The sequence below is a fragment of the Bacillus sp. 01N42_2 genome (assembly GCF_056399565.1).
Map to the genome: position 1 here is coordinate 53,055 of NZ_JBFTRO010000007.1, position 16,440 is coordinate 69,494.

Below are 16,440 nucleotides of genomic sequence, written 5' to 3' on the forward strand. Positions count from 1 at the left end.
TTTTAAGGGGTGCAGGAGCTGCTTTCTTTTATGAGCAGAAGCTGCGCGGCGGCCTTTTGACAGTCTTCGATCGGAAGCTTTTGTTCAAATGAAACTTCAAAGATGTCCTGTATGGCTTCTGCCAGCTTGCCGGCGCTGTCTTCACGATATACGGCCTGAACGATATCGACAGCTTCTGTCTCATAAAATTCTTCTCCATATTTAAACGGGTCCCACTTGGCAATGATTTTCATCATTTCCATGACCGCTTGGCTTTCTTCCATTTTCATCACCGCTTATAATAAAGTTTGAAAATCTATTTTATCATAGATACGATGTGAAAAATAATGATACAACAGGAGTGACATACATGAACTTTGACCTTCGAGAAAACCGCTTTGGCACTCAATCGGTGAAATGGGACAAGGCGGAAGCGTTATTCGGCGTATCGGACGCACTTCCGATGTGGGTGGCCGATATGGATTTCCGCGCTCCCGAAGCAGTCACAGACGCATTAAAAGCCCGTCTTGACCATGGCATATTCGGTTATACGTCTCCTGATGAAAACACAAAAGAAGCCGTCGCTTCATGGCTTGATACACGGCACGGCTACCGGCCAGATCCCGCAAGCATCACGTTCAGCCCCGGAGTTGTGACGGCGCTCAGCATGGCCGTCCAGGCCTTTACCGAACCGGGAGATGAGGTTTTGATCCAGTCACCGGTATATACGCCTTTTTATCAGATGATCGAAGAAAACAAACGGCAGGTTTTACATAATCCTTTACGGGAAGAAAATGGAATCTACCGCATGGATTTTGAGGACCTTGAGAAAAAGCTGAGCGATTCAGGAGTTAAGCTGATGATTCTCTGTAATCCGCACAATCCGTCCGGCAGAGCGTGGAGCCGGGATGAGCTTTTGAAGCTCGGATCACTGTGCGCCGCCCATAACGTCACCGTCGTTTCTGACGAGATTCACTCCGACTTGATGCTGTACGGAAAACCGCACACGCCTTTTGCTTCTCTGTCTGAGGATTTTGCGCGGATTTCCGTTACTTGTGTCGCGCCGAGCAAGACGTTTAATATTGCCGGCCTTCAGGCATCGGCCATTATCATTCCTGATCGGTATAAGCGGGCGAAATTCTCCGCGGCATTGCATCGGAACGGGATCTCCAATCTCAACACATTTGCGGTTGCAGCAATCGAAGCGGCTTATACAAAGGGAGGCCCTTGGCTTGACGCGCTGATTCCTTACATTGAGGGAAATATGAAATTAGCTGAGGACTTTTTTAAAAAAGAATTGCCGAAAGTCCGCATGATGAAGCCTGATGCTTCCTATTTGATCTGGATGGATTTCAGCGAATACGGATTTTCAGACGCCGAGCTCAAAAAAAGAATGCTCAAAAAAGGGAAAATCATTTTAGAACCGGGAACGAAATACGGGCCGGGCGGCGAAGGATTTATGAGACTCAATGTCGGCTGTTCAGCCGCAGCTGTAAAAGAAGGGCTTGAGAGAATCAAAGCAGCGCTTGCTTCATAATGTAAAGGACGCCTTTATCAGAAGAGATGAGGGCGTTCTCTTTAGAGAAATATATACTTTTTTTGCCGGTAAAGATGTTATAATAGGTTCATATTTACATAAGAAAGGATTTCGCATAAATGGAGATTGTAAAGGATTATCTGCTTCACTTCTCTTTTCTTTTATTTCCTATTTTTCTCTATCAAGTCTTCTGGCTCAGCAAGCCCGATTTGCTTGTGCCGAGAGCGAACCGCCTGCTGGTCGCCGTATTTGCAGCGGCATCTTCATTATTATGTACGGCTTTTCCCATCCAGGAGCTTCATTCCGTCCGTTACGGATTGCAGCTGATTCCCATTATCGTCTGCCTGCTTTATTCCGGAACTGCCGCAGGACTTGCCGCAGGAGCAGCGTCTGTTTTGTTCCAGCTCATATGGTTTGAACCTTCCGCTCTTTTTTTCTTATCCTTAATTCCTTTTTTAATCATCATCTCTATCCAGCTCCAAACGAAATGGCCCTTTTTTTCAAAGCGGAAGAAACTGATTTTCGCTCTTCTCATCGGCTGTACTGAAGCCGCCTTATTAACCGCATCTGTCTTCATCTATTCCGTGACCAATATTTTCAACTTTCAAAATCTATCTTCCGTATATTATGAGGCGGGAGTATCCGTTTTTTTTCAGATCAGCGCTCTTGTGCTGTGCATTTATTTGATTGAAATCATTGATGAGAATGCGTCCATGCGGGCAAGGCTGATTCACTCAGAGAAAATGGCTGTCGTCAGCGAACTTGCGGCAAGCGTCGCACACGAAGTCCGCAATCCGCTCACGGTCGTCAGAGGTTTCGTGCAGCTGCTGTTCAGCGGCGATCAGCTTCAGGAAAAATCACACGCCGGGTATCAGAAGCTTGTGCTGTCCGAACTTGACCGGGCTCAGACGATCATAACGAATTATCTGGATATGGCGAAGCAGGATGATTATGAAAAAGAAAAGTTTGATATTTCTCTGCTTGTGAAGGAAACTGGTTCCTTAATGGAGTCATACGCCAATTTTAAATCGGTGACCGTTACTGTTCGAAGCGAGCCGGATTTATATGTGTTCGGGGATGTGAAAAAACTGAAACAAGCCTTCATTAATCTGATTAAAAACAGTATTGAAGCCGTGCCTTCTGAAAACGGCCATATCGAGGTCTCCGTCCAAAAACAGGAACAGATGATTCTCATTCAGATTACGGATAATGGGATCGGCATGTCCGACGAAGAACTTCAAAAACTCGGCAAGCCGTATTATACGCTGAAGACTAACGGCACCGGACTTGGGCTTACTGTGACATTCTCCATTATTCAGCATCATGAAGGCTCCGTCTATTTCACCAGCGGAGAGCACTCGGGCACCACGGCCTCTGTCAGGCTTCCGGCAGCTGTTCTCTAGCCAATCGCGTTGATCTTATATAGAATAAACAGAGAGGTGAACGCAATGAATTCATTTGAAATCGGCACAATCGTAAAAGGGTTTTATAAAACAGGAGTATACATAGGGGAAGTGACAGACGTCAGGCCCAATCACTATTTAGTAAAAATTAAAGCCGTTCTGACGCATCCCGCTCAAGGAGATCTTCATCATCCGAAGCAGGCGGATGTTCCGTTTTTTCATGAAAGAAGAGCGCTGGCATTCGGAGAACAGACAAACATACCGCATCATATGGTCAAACCGTTTGAAGGCGAAGTTCCTGATTATACGGCTTCCTTACAAGCGGCGGCTGCCCGGCTGAAAGATCAGCTCACAGCGGACGGCTCAGAATGGGCGGAACGTTCGCTCGCCAACTTGGCCGTGTTAGAGCGCGACTATTTTAAAAGACTATGACCCAGTCGGCATGATTGGGTTTTTTTATGTGGCCCGGCGAAACAGTTCAGTCAGATCGACGCGATCGCCGATCGTCGGAGGTTTCGGTTTTTCAAGGTATTGTTTATCCCGTTCGACAAGCTTGAATAATTTATAAGTCGTCTGCGCATCATCAAGCGCTTTATGATGTGTGCCCGTCCCTTTATCGCCATACTCTTCAGCCGCTTTCCAAAGCCCGGTCAGAGTTCTGTCTCCGAAGAAGTTTTTATATTCAAGGGACAAATCCCGGAGTTCTCCTTTAAATGGAAAGGGGATGTGGTTAAACATGCAATTTTGCTTTAACACTTTCATATCCATATTGCCCCAGGTGACGATCGTGCAGTTTTTATCAGGGTCAAGCTCATTTAATTTGCGGATGAATTCATTAAACGTGATTCCGCCGTCCACGTCTTTTTGAGTGATGTTCAGAAAGGTTTTGCATCGTTTTGTCAGCTTCGGAAATTTTTTCGGTTTGATATAACTCGAAAACGTTTCAGTCACTTCATCATTCACTGTCTTGACAATCCCCGCTTCAATAATTTCGGGAAAGAAATTTTGCGGGCTGTATTTTCCGTCAGGCATCGTAAATTCAAAATCAATAATGAGAAGACTGCGCTGATCCACTTTTTTACACCTGCCTTTCCTCCGATCAAAAATGATATTTTATGATAGTATATCAGTTTCCCCTCTGAAACTTTCTTCATTTTCTAAAAATAATGAATTTTCCTATATCCGCATCGAAAATACAAATACCGGATTCATTCCTATATACTTATAATTAGACACACGAAAAGTAAAGAAGGTGATGTTATTTCTGTCCGTAAGAAGAACTTCGTCGTCATTTGGATTACAAATTTCTTTATTTCCGCCAGCATGACTATGATTGTTCCGTTTCTTTCGTTATATATTGAAACGATCAGCCCCCATTCGGGCGGGTATGTGCAGAGATGGAGCGGTTATGTGTTCGGCGTCACGTTTTTAATGGCGTTTGTGATTTCCCCGTTTTGGGGAAGATTCGGCGATAAGCGCGGCTACAAAAAAATTCTCTTGATTACCGGCACCGGCATTGCCGTCAGCATTTTATTGATGGGGTTTGTGACATCGGTTTATCAGCTGTTTGTCCTCCGGCTGCTTATGGGCCTTGTCACGGGCTTTGTTCCGACATCACTGGCGATGATTTCGGCGCAGACGCCGAAAGAGACTGCCGGGAAAACACTCGGCACGCTGCAGATGGGTCAGGTGTCAGGCACTTTATTCGGGCCGATGCTGGGCGGGCTGCTTGCTGACAGCTTCGGGTTTACGTACACGTTTTTTATTACGTCTTTTGTCATTTTCGCATCTGTGCTTCTCGTTTTATTTCAGGTCAATGAGCAGCCGCTCGGCGAGAAACAAAGCAAGCGGAAAACCTACTCCAGAAAACAGGTGCTCTCTTATATTTTTCACCAGCCCGCGCTTTGGGCGATGATGGTGCTTACTATGATCGTGCAGACCGGCAATTTCAGTATTCAGCCGCTTCTCGCTTTATATGTTAATGAGCTGCACGGACCTGTTAATTTAGCCTTTTTCTCCGGAATGGCGTTTTCTGCGACCGGACTCGGAAGCTTGCTGCTGGCCCGGAAATGGGGAGACCTCGGCGACCGCTTCGGCCACAGCCGGATCTTAATCGTGCTTTTAATTGCCTCAGCGGTGTTTTTTATTCCCCAGGCGATCGCCTCCTCCCTTTCCATCCTTTTAGTCTTCAGATTTCTTTTCGGGATGGTCATGGGCGGGACGCTGCCTTGTATTACGGCAGCGATCCGCGTCAGGGCGCCGGGCAGCATTCAGGGGGAGGTGCTCGGCTATAACGTCAGCTTTCGTTTTCTCGGAAACGTAATCGGCCCTCTGCTCGGCGGTGCGGTGTCAAGCGGCTTTTCCATTTCGGCCGCTTTCTACGTCACCGCTTTTCTCTTTTTGGCAGGCGCGGGGCTTTTATGGCTGGCCGGACATTTGCAAAAAGATACAGTGTCTGATGCGGGCTGACCGATCAGCAATTACGATTTCTTCTAAATTTAACCTTCTCGTATTCTTAAAAGAATGATACGATATGGCTAGAAATCAGGAGAAAAGAGAGTGACCATGGTACGTAAAATAATCGGATGGATTTTGCTGCTCGGCATTATCCCGTTGTTTGCATTTACAGTTATTGCTTCCGGCAAAGAGGTAAAACAAATCAAGCCTTTTGATCAGGTGCTCGATAAACATATTGATTTAAAAGCGATCAACCTGGTTCAAAACAGTTACATGTATGACAGGGACGGAAGCCTTGTTTCTGAGATTGTCAGCGATCATGAGAACCGCGTGATCGTGCCCTTTAATAAAATACCGAATGAGGTAAAACAGCTGTTTTTAACCTCTGAAGACCGTCATTTTTATGAGCATAAAGGGTTTGACTTTATGGGGATGGTCAGAGCGGCCGCCTCCAATTTCAAAGATCATAAAATTGACCAGGGCGCCAGCACCATCACCCAGCAGCTGGCGAGAAATGTGTATTTAAGCCATGAACGCACCTTCAGCCGAAAACTGACGGAGCTGGCCTATTCCTATCAGCTTGAGAAAAAATACAGCAAAGATGAGATTTTGGAAGGCTACTTAAATACGATTTATTTTAATAACGGTGTATACGGTGTCGGTTCGGCGGCACAATTTTATTTCAGCAAGCCGCTGAAATCTCTCACCTTGGGAGAAATGGCCTTTATCTGCGCCATCCCTAATAACCCTACATTATATGATCCTCTCAAGCATTTTGACTATACGAAAAAACGACAAGTCAGATTGCTTAACGGATTAAAAAAAGCGGGTGTCATATCCGGAAAACAGCTGAAAAAAGCCGAAAAGGAAAAGATCAAGCTTGATATAAACGAAAAAACAAACAAATATCCTGACTATGTTTCCTATGTAAATGATGAATTCACACAGCTTGTTTCATCATCTGAAGGCTATGACAAACGCCTTGAAAAAGCTTCCGGAAAGGCGAAACAAAAAATACAGAGCGAGCTTTCCGATAGAGTCGGCACATTGTTAAAAGACGGTGTGAAGATTTATACGGCGCTGAATCCGTATATGCAAAATCAGGTCGTCGCCCAAGTGAATCAAAATCTGCCGTATGCAGGCGTTCAGGGCGGAGCGGCCGTGATTAATCATCAGACGCATCAGATTATCGCGCTTTCAGGCGGGAAAGATTATCATAAATATGATTTCAACCGCGCCTATCAGGCATACAGACAGCCCGGTTCATCCATTAAGCCGCTGCTTGATTACGGGCCTTACATTGAAAAGACCGGCGCAACGCCGCACAGCAAGATTGACGCAAGCAAATTCTGCAGTGCGGATTACTGCCCGCAGAACTATAATAACCGCACGTACGGGACGGTTACGCTGGAAACGGCGTTTAAATACTCGTACAATACACCGGCCATCAGAATCATGGACCGCGTGGGCGTCAATAAGGCGTTCAGCTATCTTGAACCGTTTCATTTCGCGAAGCTGGTCAGCGCGGATTACCGTCTGCCTGCGGCGCTTGGCGGTTTTACAAACGGCATGACGCCGCTTGAAATGACCAATGCGTACACCACGTTCGGAAACAACGGCGTTTATACGCCGAGTCACGCGATTACGAAAGTGACTGATTTAAAAGGAAAAACGATATTAAAATGGAAAGATGAGCCGACGCCGGTATTCAGCGTGCGGACCAACATGCAGATCAAAGAAATGATGAAAGCCGTCGTGAAAAGCGGAACAGGGAAAAAAGCGAACTTTAAAGCTCCGTACGTCGGCGGAAAATCGGGGACGTCAAATGACTATCACGATATGTGGTTTGTCGGCCTGACGGATGCTTACACGATGGGGGTATGGGTCGGCAAGGATACACCGTCAAGCGTCGAATATCTGCATGACGCAAGCCCTCAGCTTTCGATCTGGAAAAACACGCTGCAGGCAGCTTATTAAAGATAATGGAGGGGATCCGACTTGAAACCAGCTCAGCTTCCGGACCGCGTGCTTTTGTTTGACGGCGTCTGCAACTTATGCAACGGCGCCGTTCAATTCATCATTAAACGCGATCCGGCCGGCCTGATCTCATTTGCATCATTGCAATCAGATACCGCCCGGGAGCTTTTGGCATCAGAAGGACTTCCGACAGAACAATTTGACAGCATGATTTTTATCGAAAACGGGCGGATCTACAAAAAATCCGCAGCCGTATTAAAGGCTGCCCGGCATCTCTCCGGGGCCTGGCGGCTGTCAGCGGTTTTTTTCGCAGTGCCCCGCCCTCTCAGGGACAGAGCTTATTCTTTCATCGCCCGGCGCCGTTATAAATGGTTCGGAAAGAAGGAAGCATGCATGCTCCCCTCCCCTGAAATCAAAAACAGATTTCTATCCTAATAAAAATGGCTAGCTTACACAGGTAAGCTAGCCATTATGCTATTATAAAGCTTGATAAAGATGTACAAAATACCGATAACAAAAGTAAACCAAAACAGAATCTCGAGCAATATGAAACCGATCAGCGAAACGACCGAGAGCGTTGAATAGATTCTGTACACCATGAAGATCAAATAAACGAGTGTGACAACGGCAAAAAACGCCGCAATCCAGAAACCATTCTGCACAAGCGCAAAGGAAAGAATTCCGCCGCCTACATAAATTAAAGAGCCTAATCTGATTTTTTTCAGGTTTTCCCCTTCAGGGTCATTTGTGAAAAACAATAGAGACAGCTCTGTCACTGTGTCTGCAATCAGCTTCAAAGCCGAAAAAAGCATAAAATACACAAGGGCGAACGCTGCAAAAAGCGCCAGTCTGATCCCTTTCTCAGAGAAATAATCCAGCATTCCCTGATACATGCCGAGCGTCTGAAGCATTTTCATGACATAAAGCGAGGTAGAAATGGATAATGACGAACTAAAAAGCAGAATCGCAACGAGCGGAAAATAACCCGTCCAATAAGTATTTTTCATATAAAAAGTCCCTTTCTGTAATCTACTTCACTTATTATGGAGGACTTAAAACACATTGACAAGATAAAAAATTCCATTTTTCCTCACTTTTACGAAATAAGAGCCCGATCTTCACAAACCGGCTTTTTCGGAGTAAAGTAGAACGCGGGAATGATAAACGTAAGGAAGGCTGTCATGAAAAAAACATTAAAATTGCAAACCCGATTAACGATATTCGTCTGTATTGTCGTTCTTATCGCACTTTGTATCACCTTTTTCACTATCAGCGTCCAGACCGCAGACCGCGTGAAAGAAGAAGAGCGGACAACCGCCCTGCGAACCGCAAAGCTGGTCGCGGAAACACCGAGTGTCGCGCAGGCATTGCAAACAAGAAAAGGGCTGCAAGAGCTCCGGCACTATACACTGGATGTCCAGCATACGACAGGAACCGAATTTGTCGTGGTGATGGATATGAACAGCATCCGTCTCACCCACCCCGACGCAAATAAAATCGGTAAGAAATTCACCGGCGGAGACGAACAGCCGGCGATGCACGGCCATATCAAAACGAGCACATCAGCGGGAACGCTCGGGAAATCCATGAGAGCCTTCGTTCCGATCTACGGAAAAGATAAAAAACAAGTGGGCGTCGTTTCGGTCGGAATTTCGCTTAACAAAATACAGGATGTCGTCAGCCACAGTTTGAGACCGCTTTATTTCATTATCTGCGTAAGTATTTTTGTCGGCGTTATAGGAGCCGTCATTGTCGCCCGCACCGTTAAAAACATTATGTACGGTCTTGAGCCTTATGAAATTGCCACTCTGCTTGAAGAGCGGAGCGCCATGCTCGAATCCACGAAGGAAGGCATCCTCGCGGTTGACGCGCGGGGAAAAATTAAGCTCGCCAATGCCGAAGCGAAACGCCTCTTTATTAAAATGGGTATTCCGACTAATCCGGTCGATCAAGATGTGAACGATATTCTTCCGAAAAGCCGGCTGAAGCAGGTGATTGAAACGAAAAAACCGCTTCAAGACAGGGATATCCGCATTAACGGACTTGAGCTTGTTTTTAATGAGGTTCCGATTCATCTGAAAGGACAAACCGTCGGAGCGATCGCCACTTTCAGGGACAAAACTGAGGTCAAACATTTAGCAGAACAGCTGTCCGGTGTTAAAATGTATGCAAACGCATTAAGAGCACAGTCCCATGAATTCATGAATAAGCTTCATGTCATTTTAGGACTTGTCCAGTTAAAAGAATATGATGATCTCGGCACTTATATTAAGGATATCGCCATTCAGCAGAAGACGGAAACAAGCGAGATTATCAGCGATGTCAAAAGTCCGGTTCTTGCAGGGTTTCTGCTGGGAAAACAAAGCTATATACGCGAACAGGGCGCTGACCTGGACATTCAGCTCGGCAGCATGATTCCGAATGCGGCGGACCCCGCCGTCATCCACGAGCTCATTACGATTATCGGAAATCTGCTGAACAATGCGCTTGACGCGGTGGCGCAGATGCCGAAAAAAAACATTACGTGTTCGATGCGGTTTCAGGATCGACTGCTTGATATAGAAATTACGGACACCGGGGCCGGAATGTCCGCCGAAGACCAAACCCGTATTTTTGAACAAGGCTATTCCACGAAAGGGACAAACCGGGGATTCGGTCTCTATTTTACCCAGCAGGCAACAGAAAATTTAAAAGGCCACATGATTGTGACAAGTGAAAAGAATGAAGGAACGACTTTCAGTCTTCGCATTCCGTATGAACCGAAGGAGGAAAATGATGATTAATGTACTCATAGTTGAAGACGACCCCATGGTGGGTGAATTAAATAAACGCTATCTCAGCCAGATTGAAGGCTTTCAGCTGAAAGGGATCGCTTCATCCTTTCAAAGCGCGCTGCACGTGTTAAGCGAGCATCATATCGACCTCATCCTCCTTGACATTTATATGCCGGGAAAAAACGGTCTTGAGCTTTTAACGGAAATCCGCAAACAAAATGAATCGGTCGATGTCATCGTCATTTCAGCCGCAAGCGAGCTGGATGTCATCAAAAAAACACTTCGGTACGGCGCCGTCGATTATTTAATCAAACCATTTGAGTTTGACCGCTTTCAAACCGCCCTTTCCGACTACAGACGCAAGCAGAAGGTTTATCAATCACACAGAAGCATGACACAGAAAGAATTAGATGCGGAGCTTTTTCAAAAGAAAGTAGCGGCGGAAAAGGTTCACCTTCCGAAAGGACTGACAAAAAGCACGCTTAAACTCATCTGGGCGAGCATCGAATCTTTCGGCGACAGCTCTTTTACTACGGAAGACCTCGCCAAGCATACTGAAATCTCGCAAGTCTCCATCCGGAAATACCTTAAATTTCTTGAAGACATTCAAGTGCTGAACGTAGAGATGGCGTACGGCACGATCGGCAGACCCGTCTTTCAATACCATATCAACACCGGCAATGTCAGCACCATAAAACAATATTTATAATGTCAAAAGCGCCGTTCCGCCGTGAACGGTGCTTTTTACTGTCATATCCCCTGACAAAAGGCTTGAGATTCCGTTTTGATATGCTATATAAGAATAATGACCCGACGGAGCCGCCGATGATTTATCCAAATGAGGAAACAGATTCATAATATTGATATTTTTTTAAAAATAAGCAAATTTCTATTTATTTATGCTGGGTAAAATGATAAATTATGATTGGTTAGCTGATCTTTTCAGATATGACATAAGTCCCGAACTAATACGAGACAGCCGCTCAAAGCGGGAAAAAGAGAGACGTCTCATCACTATTATCAGAAAGTTTTTCGATTCTGTATCCTATCGGCGGCTTAAGTCTGAAAAAAACGGTATCAGCCATATTTTACAGGGGGGTTATATCTTTGAAAAAACGCAAAATCGGAATGGCGGTTGCGCTCATCGCAGCGGCCGGAACCCTATTAAGCGCATGCGGTTCGAGTGACAAAGCAAACGGCTCCGGCAGCAAAAACTTTACCGTCGGCATGGTCACGGATATCGGCGGAGTCGATGACAAATCATTTAACCAGTCCGCCTGGGAAGGCATTCAGGCATTCGGAAAAGACAAGGGGCTTACAAAAGGCAAAAGCGGGTTTGACTATCTCCAATCAAAATCAGATGCAGATTACACAACGAACTTAAATAAATTAGCACGGGAACACTTTGACCTGATTTACGGCGTCGGGTACCTGATGCAGGATTCCATCAGCGAAATCGCCGATCAGCGCAAAGACACAAATTTTGCGATTATTGACGCCGTTGTCAAAAAAGACAACGTGGCGAGCCTTACATTTAAAGAGCAGGAAGGTTCATTCCTCGCGGGAGTAGCCGCTGCGTTATCGAGCAAAACGGGAAAAGTCGGATTTGTGGGCGGCATGGAGTCTGAATTAATCAAAAAATTTGAAATCGGCTTCCGCGCCGGTGTACAAGCCGCAAATCCGAAAGCGGCCGTCGAAGTGAAATATGCGGGCGGATTCGACAAAGCCGATGTCGGCAAAGCGACGGCTGAAAGCATGTACAAATCAGGCGTTGACGTCATTTATCACGCGGCCGGCGCAACGGGTACGGGCGTCTTCACGGAAGCCAAAAACCTCAAAAAAGAAGATCCGAAACGCAACGTATGGGTCATCGGCGTTGATAAAGACCAGTATGCGGAAGGTCAAGTTGAAGGCACCAAAGACAATGTCACACTCACATCAATGGTCAAAAAAGTGGATACAGCCGTGAAGGACTTAACGAAAAAAGCAAGTGACGGCAAATTCCCGGGCGGCAAAACATTAACTTACGGATTGGCACAGGATGCAGTCGGCATCTCGGATCACAAAGAAAACCTTTCTGACGATGTCATCAAAGCAACAGACGATTGGAAGAAGAAAATCGCGGACGGACTCGAGATCCCTTCAACTGAAAAAGAATTGAAATCCTTCAAGGCTGAGTAAGAAATCAGGGGATAAGGAGACTTTCGTGCTTATCCCCTCTCTTTTTTGGAAAGAGCGGTGAAGGAAGAGCTGCATCTCTTGCAGCTTTTCTTTTGCCAAGCTTTTTCATCAAAGCATCTCTGAAAAGGAGCGTCAAATCGTGGATTATATCATTGAAATGCTTAATATACGCAAAGAGTTTCCCGGAATCGTTGCCAATGATGACGTCACGCTTCAAGTGAAAAAAGGCGAAATACACGCCCTGCTCGGGGAAAACGGCGCGGGGAAATCGACACTCATGAACGTTTTATTCGGCCTGTATCAGCCGGAAAAAGGCGAAATCCGGGTGCGGGGTGAACGTGTTCACATCAACAGCCCGAACAAAGCCAACGACCTCGGCATCGGAATGGTGCATCAGCATTTTATGCTTGTGGATACCTTTACCATCTCAGAAAATATTATTCTCGGAAAAGAGCCGAAAAAATTAGGACGGATTGACAGACAGCGCGCCGACCGGGACGTGCGCGATATTTCCGACCGTTACGGCCTGCAGATTGATCCTGAAGCTAAAGTTGCCGATATATCTGTCGGTATGCAGCAGCGGGCGGAAATATTAAAGACCCTCTACCGGGGCGCGGACATTCTCATTTTTGACGAGCCGACCGCGGTGCTGACCCCGCACGAAATTCAAGAACTGATTCAGATTATGAAAAACCTGGTCAATGAAGGAAAATCCATTATCCTCATCACCCACAAATTAAAAGAAATCATGGAAGTCTGCGACCGTGTCACCATCATCCGGAAAGGAAAAGGCATTACAACACTCGATGTCGCACATACGGATCAGGATGAACTGGCAAGCCTTATGGTCGGACGCGCAGTTTCATTCAAGACGGATAAACAGCCGGCTGTACCGAAACAGGAGGTGCTTTCGCTTTCTGATGTAACGGTGAGAGACGCGCGCGGAGTTGAGGCGGTCAAACAGCTCTCCCTCTCTGTCAGAGCAGGTGAAATTGTCGGCATTGCGGGCGTTGACGGCAACGGCCAATCTGAATTAATCGAAGCCATTACAGGCCTCAGAAAAACACATGCCGGCACGATCACGTTAAACGGCAAACAGCTGCAAAACATGCCGCCGCGGAAAGTCACTGAAGCAGGAATCGGGCATATCCCCCAGGACAGGCATAAACATGGACTCGTTCTAGATTTTCCGATCGGAGAAAATATCGTGCTGCAAAGTTATTATCAAAAGCCCTACTCTTCTTTCGGCATATTAAATAAACACGCGATTTATGACAAAGCGCGAAGCCTGATTGAAGAATACGACGTCAGAACGCCTGATGAATATACGCCCGCACGCGCTCTCTCGGGAGGAAATCAGCAAAAGGCCATTATCGGCCGTGAAGTGGACAGAAATCCCGATCTATTAATTGCCGCCCAGCCGACTCGGGGGCTCGATGTCGGCGCGATTGAATTCGTCCATAAAAAGCTCATTGAGCAGCGTGACGCCGGTAAAGCTGTGCTGCTGTTGTCTTTTGAGCTTGATGAAATCATGAATCTCAGCGATCGCATCGCCGTCATCTTTGAAGGCAGCATCATCGCAAACGTCAATCCGCCGGAAACAGACGAGCAGGAGCTTGGTCTTTTAATGGCGGGAAGTAAGCAAATGGAGGCAGGGAACATACATGATTAATCGACTTTCTCATCTGGCTGTGCCGCTGATTGCAATCATTCTTGGCCTGGCTGCGGGTGCGGTCATCATGCTTGCCAGCGGCTACAATGTCGCAAGCGGGTATTCGGCTCTTTGGAACGGCATTTTCGGTGAAATGTATTATCTCGGGGAAACGATCCGGCAGATTACGCCTTATATTTTATCCGGATTGGCCGTGGCGTTCGCATTTCGGACCGGCCTGTTCAATATCGGTGTTGAGGGACAGCTCCTTGTCGGCTGGACGGCCGCGGTTTGGGTCGGGACTTCCTTTGACGCCCCCGCTTACATCCACCTCCCGCTTTCGTTATTGGCGGCTGCTGCCGCGGGAGGCATTTGGGGACTGATTCCCGGATTTTTAAAAGCCCGTTTTTTTGTTCACGAAGTGATTGTCACGATCATGATGAATTATATCGCTCTTCATTTAACCAATTACCTCATATCCGATGTCATGACGGACCACAGGGACAAAACAGACAAAATTCATGAAAGCGCGTCGCTCCGCTCGCCGTTTTTAGAGCAGCTGACAGACTACTCCCGCCTTCATTGGGGGATACTGATCGCTTTGTTTGCGGCAGTCTTCATGTGGTTTATCATTCATAAAACAAAAAGCGGATTCGAATTTCGGGCTGTCGGCTTTAATCAGCACGCGGCACAATACGCCGGAATGAGCGTCAGAAAAAATATGATGTATGCCATGATGATTTCCGGCGCCTTCGCGGGGCTTGCCGGCGCGATGGAAGGCCTCGGAACCTTTCAATACGCGGCGGTTAAAGGCGCGTTTACCGGAGTCGGCTTCGACGGCATCGCGGTTGCGCTTCTAGGGAGCAGCACGGCAATCGGCGTGGTTCTTGCGGCCTGTCTTCTCGGCGGCCTTAAAGTCGGCGCCTTAAATATGCCGATTGAATCCGGTGTGCCTTCTGAAGTCGTTGACATCGTCATCGCCATTATTATTTTGTTTGTGGCATCAAGCTACGCCATCCGGCTCATCCTTGATAAATTGAAGAAAAAGGGGGCGAAGTAAGTGGACTTCCTGCAGATTTTATCCATAATTGTCCCGGCCACACTCGTTTATGCGGCTCCGCTTATTTTAACCGCTCTCGGCGGCGTGTTTTCTGAAAGATCGGGGGTTGTCAATATCGGTCTGGAAGGGCTGATGATTATCGGCGCCTTTACAAGCGTCATGTTCAACTTATTTTTCGGACGTGAGCTCGGCGCCGCTGCCCCGTGGCTCGCCCTGGCTGCGGCTATGATTGCCGGCGGGCTGTTCTCGCTGATTCACGCGGCTGCCGCGGTTTCTTTCCGCGCCGATCAGACGGTAACCGGGGTGGCGATCAATATGCTCGCGTTAGGAACGACGCTGTTTATCGTTAAGCTGATATACGGCAAGGCGCAGACTGATAAAATCCCGGAGCCCTTTTACAAAACGAACATTCCGGGGTTAAGCGACATTCCGATTTTAGGAAAAATCTTCTTTTCAGACGTATATTATACTTCGATTCTAGCCATCGTACTGGCCTTTGTTTCTTGGTTTATTTTATTCAAAACACCGTTCGGCCTCCGCATCCGTTCTGTCGGGGAACATCCGATGGCGGCAGATACGATGGGAATCAACGTGTTCGCCATGCGCTATATCGGCGTCATGATCAGCGGGCTGTTTGGCGGGCTCGGCGGCGGTGTATATGCTTCCACGATCGCGCTTGATTTCACGCACTCCACCATTTCCGGACAAGGCTTTATCGCTCTTGCCGCGCTTGTTTTCGGCAAATGGCATCCGATCGGCGCGCTCGGGGCTGCGCTGTTTTTCGGATTTGCGCAGAGTTTGAGCATTATCGGCTCGCTTTTGCCCCTGTTCAAAGACATTCCGAATGTATACATGCTGATGGCTCCTTACATTCTGACCATTCTCGCGCTTGCCGGGTTCATCGGCCGCGCGGATGCGCCTAAAGCCAACGGCATCCCTTATATTAAAGGAAAACGCTGATCATCATACAAAAAGAGTTCCGCGCCCTGTTGCCGGAACTCTTTTCATCTATAAACGATTCTAATATATTCACGCGGCTGAAACGGCTTTTGCATTGATTCAGCCGCACTCAGCTTGTCGTGCGCGTATTCTGTCCCGAGAAAAAAATACTCCCATTCATCTGCCTCCGTCTCCTGCCTCCCTTTGCAGAAATCGTCCGCTATGAATGTTCCTGCAATAATAGAACAAAATATTCCAATACAGGCTGCCGCCTTTCTTTTCATCTGACCAGCTCCTTTTGTAAAGCTTGATCTGAAAGCTAAATGTATATACAAAGATCCGGATATTTGATAAATTTATTTTAGGTTCAAAAGACCACAAAAACATAGAGAGGAATACATTATGCCGTAGCAGGGTAAAAAAAAGTGCGATATAATTTGTACTGGGTCCTATGACCGTGAATTGATTTTTTCACTCTTACA

The 16,440-nt window shown here is 46.9% G+C and carries 16 protein-coding genes; 12 read left to right on the top strand and 4 right to left on the bottom strand.

Going from position 1 to position 16,440, the window contains the following annotated elements; genetic code table 11:
• Positions 1-2 precede the first annotated feature (2 nt).
• A complete protein-coding gene (locus AC1DN5_RS15320) occupies positions 3-263 on the bottom strand; it encodes a DUF1871 family protein (protein ID WP_045925833.1) in 261 nt (86 codons plus the stop codon).
• Positions 264-349: 86 nt separating this feature from the next.
• Between AC1DN5_RS15320 and AC1DN5_RS15325 the strand changes: the two genes are divergently transcribed.
• From AC1DN5_RS15325 to kapB, 3 genes are all read left to right on the top strand, one after another.
• Positions 350-1,516 (top strand): MalY/PatB family protein, encoded by a 1,167-nt coding sequence (locus tag AC1DN5_RS15325; protein WP_366969714.1) that lies wholly within the window; start codon positions 350-352, stop codon positions 1,514-1,516.
• 119 nt (positions 1,517-1,635) lie between these two features.
• Positions 1,636-2,919 (top strand): HAMP domain-containing sensor histidine kinase, encoded by a 1,284-nt coding sequence (locus AC1DN5_RS15330; RefSeq protein WP_366969715.1) that lies wholly within the window; start codon positions 1,636-1,638, stop codon positions 2,917-2,919.
• A 45-nt stretch (positions 2,920-2,964) separates the two neighbouring features.
• Positions 2,965-3,351 carry a kinase-associated lipoprotein KapB gene (kapB, locus tag AC1DN5_RS15335; RefSeq protein WP_016938136.1) on the top strand — a complete coding sequence of 129 codons (387 nt, stop codon included), beginning with the start codon at positions 2,965-2,967 and terminating at the stop codon, positions 3,349-3,351.
• Positions 3,352-3,375: 24 nt separating this feature from the next.
• Here kapB and kapD read toward each other — a convergent pair whose 3' ends face one another.
• Entirely contained in the window at positions 3,376-3,993 is a 618-nt protein-coding gene (gene kapD / locus AC1DN5_RS15340) for a 3'-5' exonuclease KapD (protein WP_029575323.1), read from the bottom strand.
• 150 nt (positions 3,994-4,143) lie between these two features.
• Between kapD and AC1DN5_RS15345 the strand changes: the two genes are divergently transcribed.
• From AC1DN5_RS15345 to AC1DN5_RS15355, 3 genes are all read left to right on the top strand, one after another.
• A complete protein-coding gene (locus tag AC1DN5_RS15345) occupies positions 4,144-5,388 on the top strand; it encodes a multidrug efflux MFS transporter (RefSeq protein ID WP_366969948.1) in 1,245 nt (414 codons plus the stop codon).
• Positions 5,389-5,478: 90 nt separating this feature from the next.
• Entirely contained in the window at positions 5,479-7,353 is a 1,875-nt protein-coding gene (locus AC1DN5_RS15350) for a transglycosylase domain-containing protein (RefSeq protein WP_366969716.1), read from the top strand.
• Between the two features lie 21 nt (positions 7,354-7,374).
• Entirely contained in the window at positions 7,375-7,788 is a 414-nt protein-coding gene (locus tag AC1DN5_RS15355) for a thiol-disulfide oxidoreductase DCC family protein (protein ID WP_060964435.1), read from the top strand.
• A gap of 14 nt (positions 7,789-7,802) precedes the next feature.
• On the opposite strand, the gene AC1DN5_RS15360 is transcribed toward AC1DN5_RS15355, so the two are convergent.
• Complete coding sequence (locus tag AC1DN5_RS15360; protein WP_016938132.1) at positions 7,803-8,360, bottom strand: YufK family protein; 558 nt, start codon at positions 8,358-8,360, stop codon at positions 7,803-7,805.
• 174 nt (positions 8,361-8,534) lie between these two features.
• Between AC1DN5_RS15360 and malK the strand changes: the two genes are divergently transcribed.
• The 6 genes from malK to AC1DN5_RS15390 all read left to right on the top strand — a co-directional run bounded on the left by malK (position 8,535) and on the right by AC1DN5_RS15390 (position 15,979).
• The gene (gene malK / locus AC1DN5_RS15365; protein ID WP_016938131.1) at positions 8,535-10,136 is read left to right on the top strand and encodes a malate sensor histidine kinase MalK; all 1,602 of its coding nucleotides are present in this window, start codon (positions 8,535-8,537) and stop codon (positions 10,134-10,136) included.
• Positions 10,129-10,836, top strand: a complete 708-nt coding sequence (locus tag AC1DN5_RS15370) for a response regulator (protein WP_016938130.1) — start codon at positions 10,129-10,131, stop codon at positions 10,834-10,836. The genes malK and AC1DN5_RS15370 overlap by 8 nt, the downstream gene beginning before the upstream one ends.
• Positions 10,837-11,234: 398 nt before the next feature.
• Positions 11,235-12,308, top strand: coding sequence for a BMP family lipoprotein (locus AC1DN5_RS15375; RefSeq protein ID WP_016938129.1), 1,074 nt, complete (start codon positions 11,235-11,237; stop codon positions 12,306-12,308).
• A gap of 139 nt (positions 12,309-12,447) precedes the next feature.
• Entirely contained in the window at positions 12,448-13,980 is a 1,533-nt protein-coding gene (locus AC1DN5_RS15380; RefSeq protein ID WP_366969717.1) for an ABC transporter ATP-binding protein, read from the top strand.
• On the top strand, positions 13,973-15,019 hold the full coding sequence (locus AC1DN5_RS15385; protein WP_016938127.1) for an ABC transporter permease: 1,047 nt from the start codon (positions 13,973-13,975) through the stop codon (positions 15,017-15,019). The genes AC1DN5_RS15380 and AC1DN5_RS15385 overlap by 8 nt, the downstream gene beginning before the upstream one ends.
• A complete protein-coding gene (locus AC1DN5_RS15390; RefSeq protein ID WP_049627257.1) occupies positions 15,020-15,979 on the top strand; it encodes an ABC transporter permease in 960 nt (319 codons plus the stop codon).
• A 44-nt stretch (positions 15,980-16,023) separates the two neighbouring features.
• On the opposite strand, the gene AC1DN5_RS15395 is transcribed toward AC1DN5_RS15390, so the two are convergent.
• Positions 16,024-16,242: a hypothetical protein gene (locus AC1DN5_RS15395; RefSeq protein ID WP_064778695.1), complete on the bottom strand. Its 219-nt coding sequence runs from the start codon at positions 16,240-16,242 to the stop codon at positions 16,024-16,026.
• Positions 16,243-16,440: the final 198 nt, after the last annotated feature.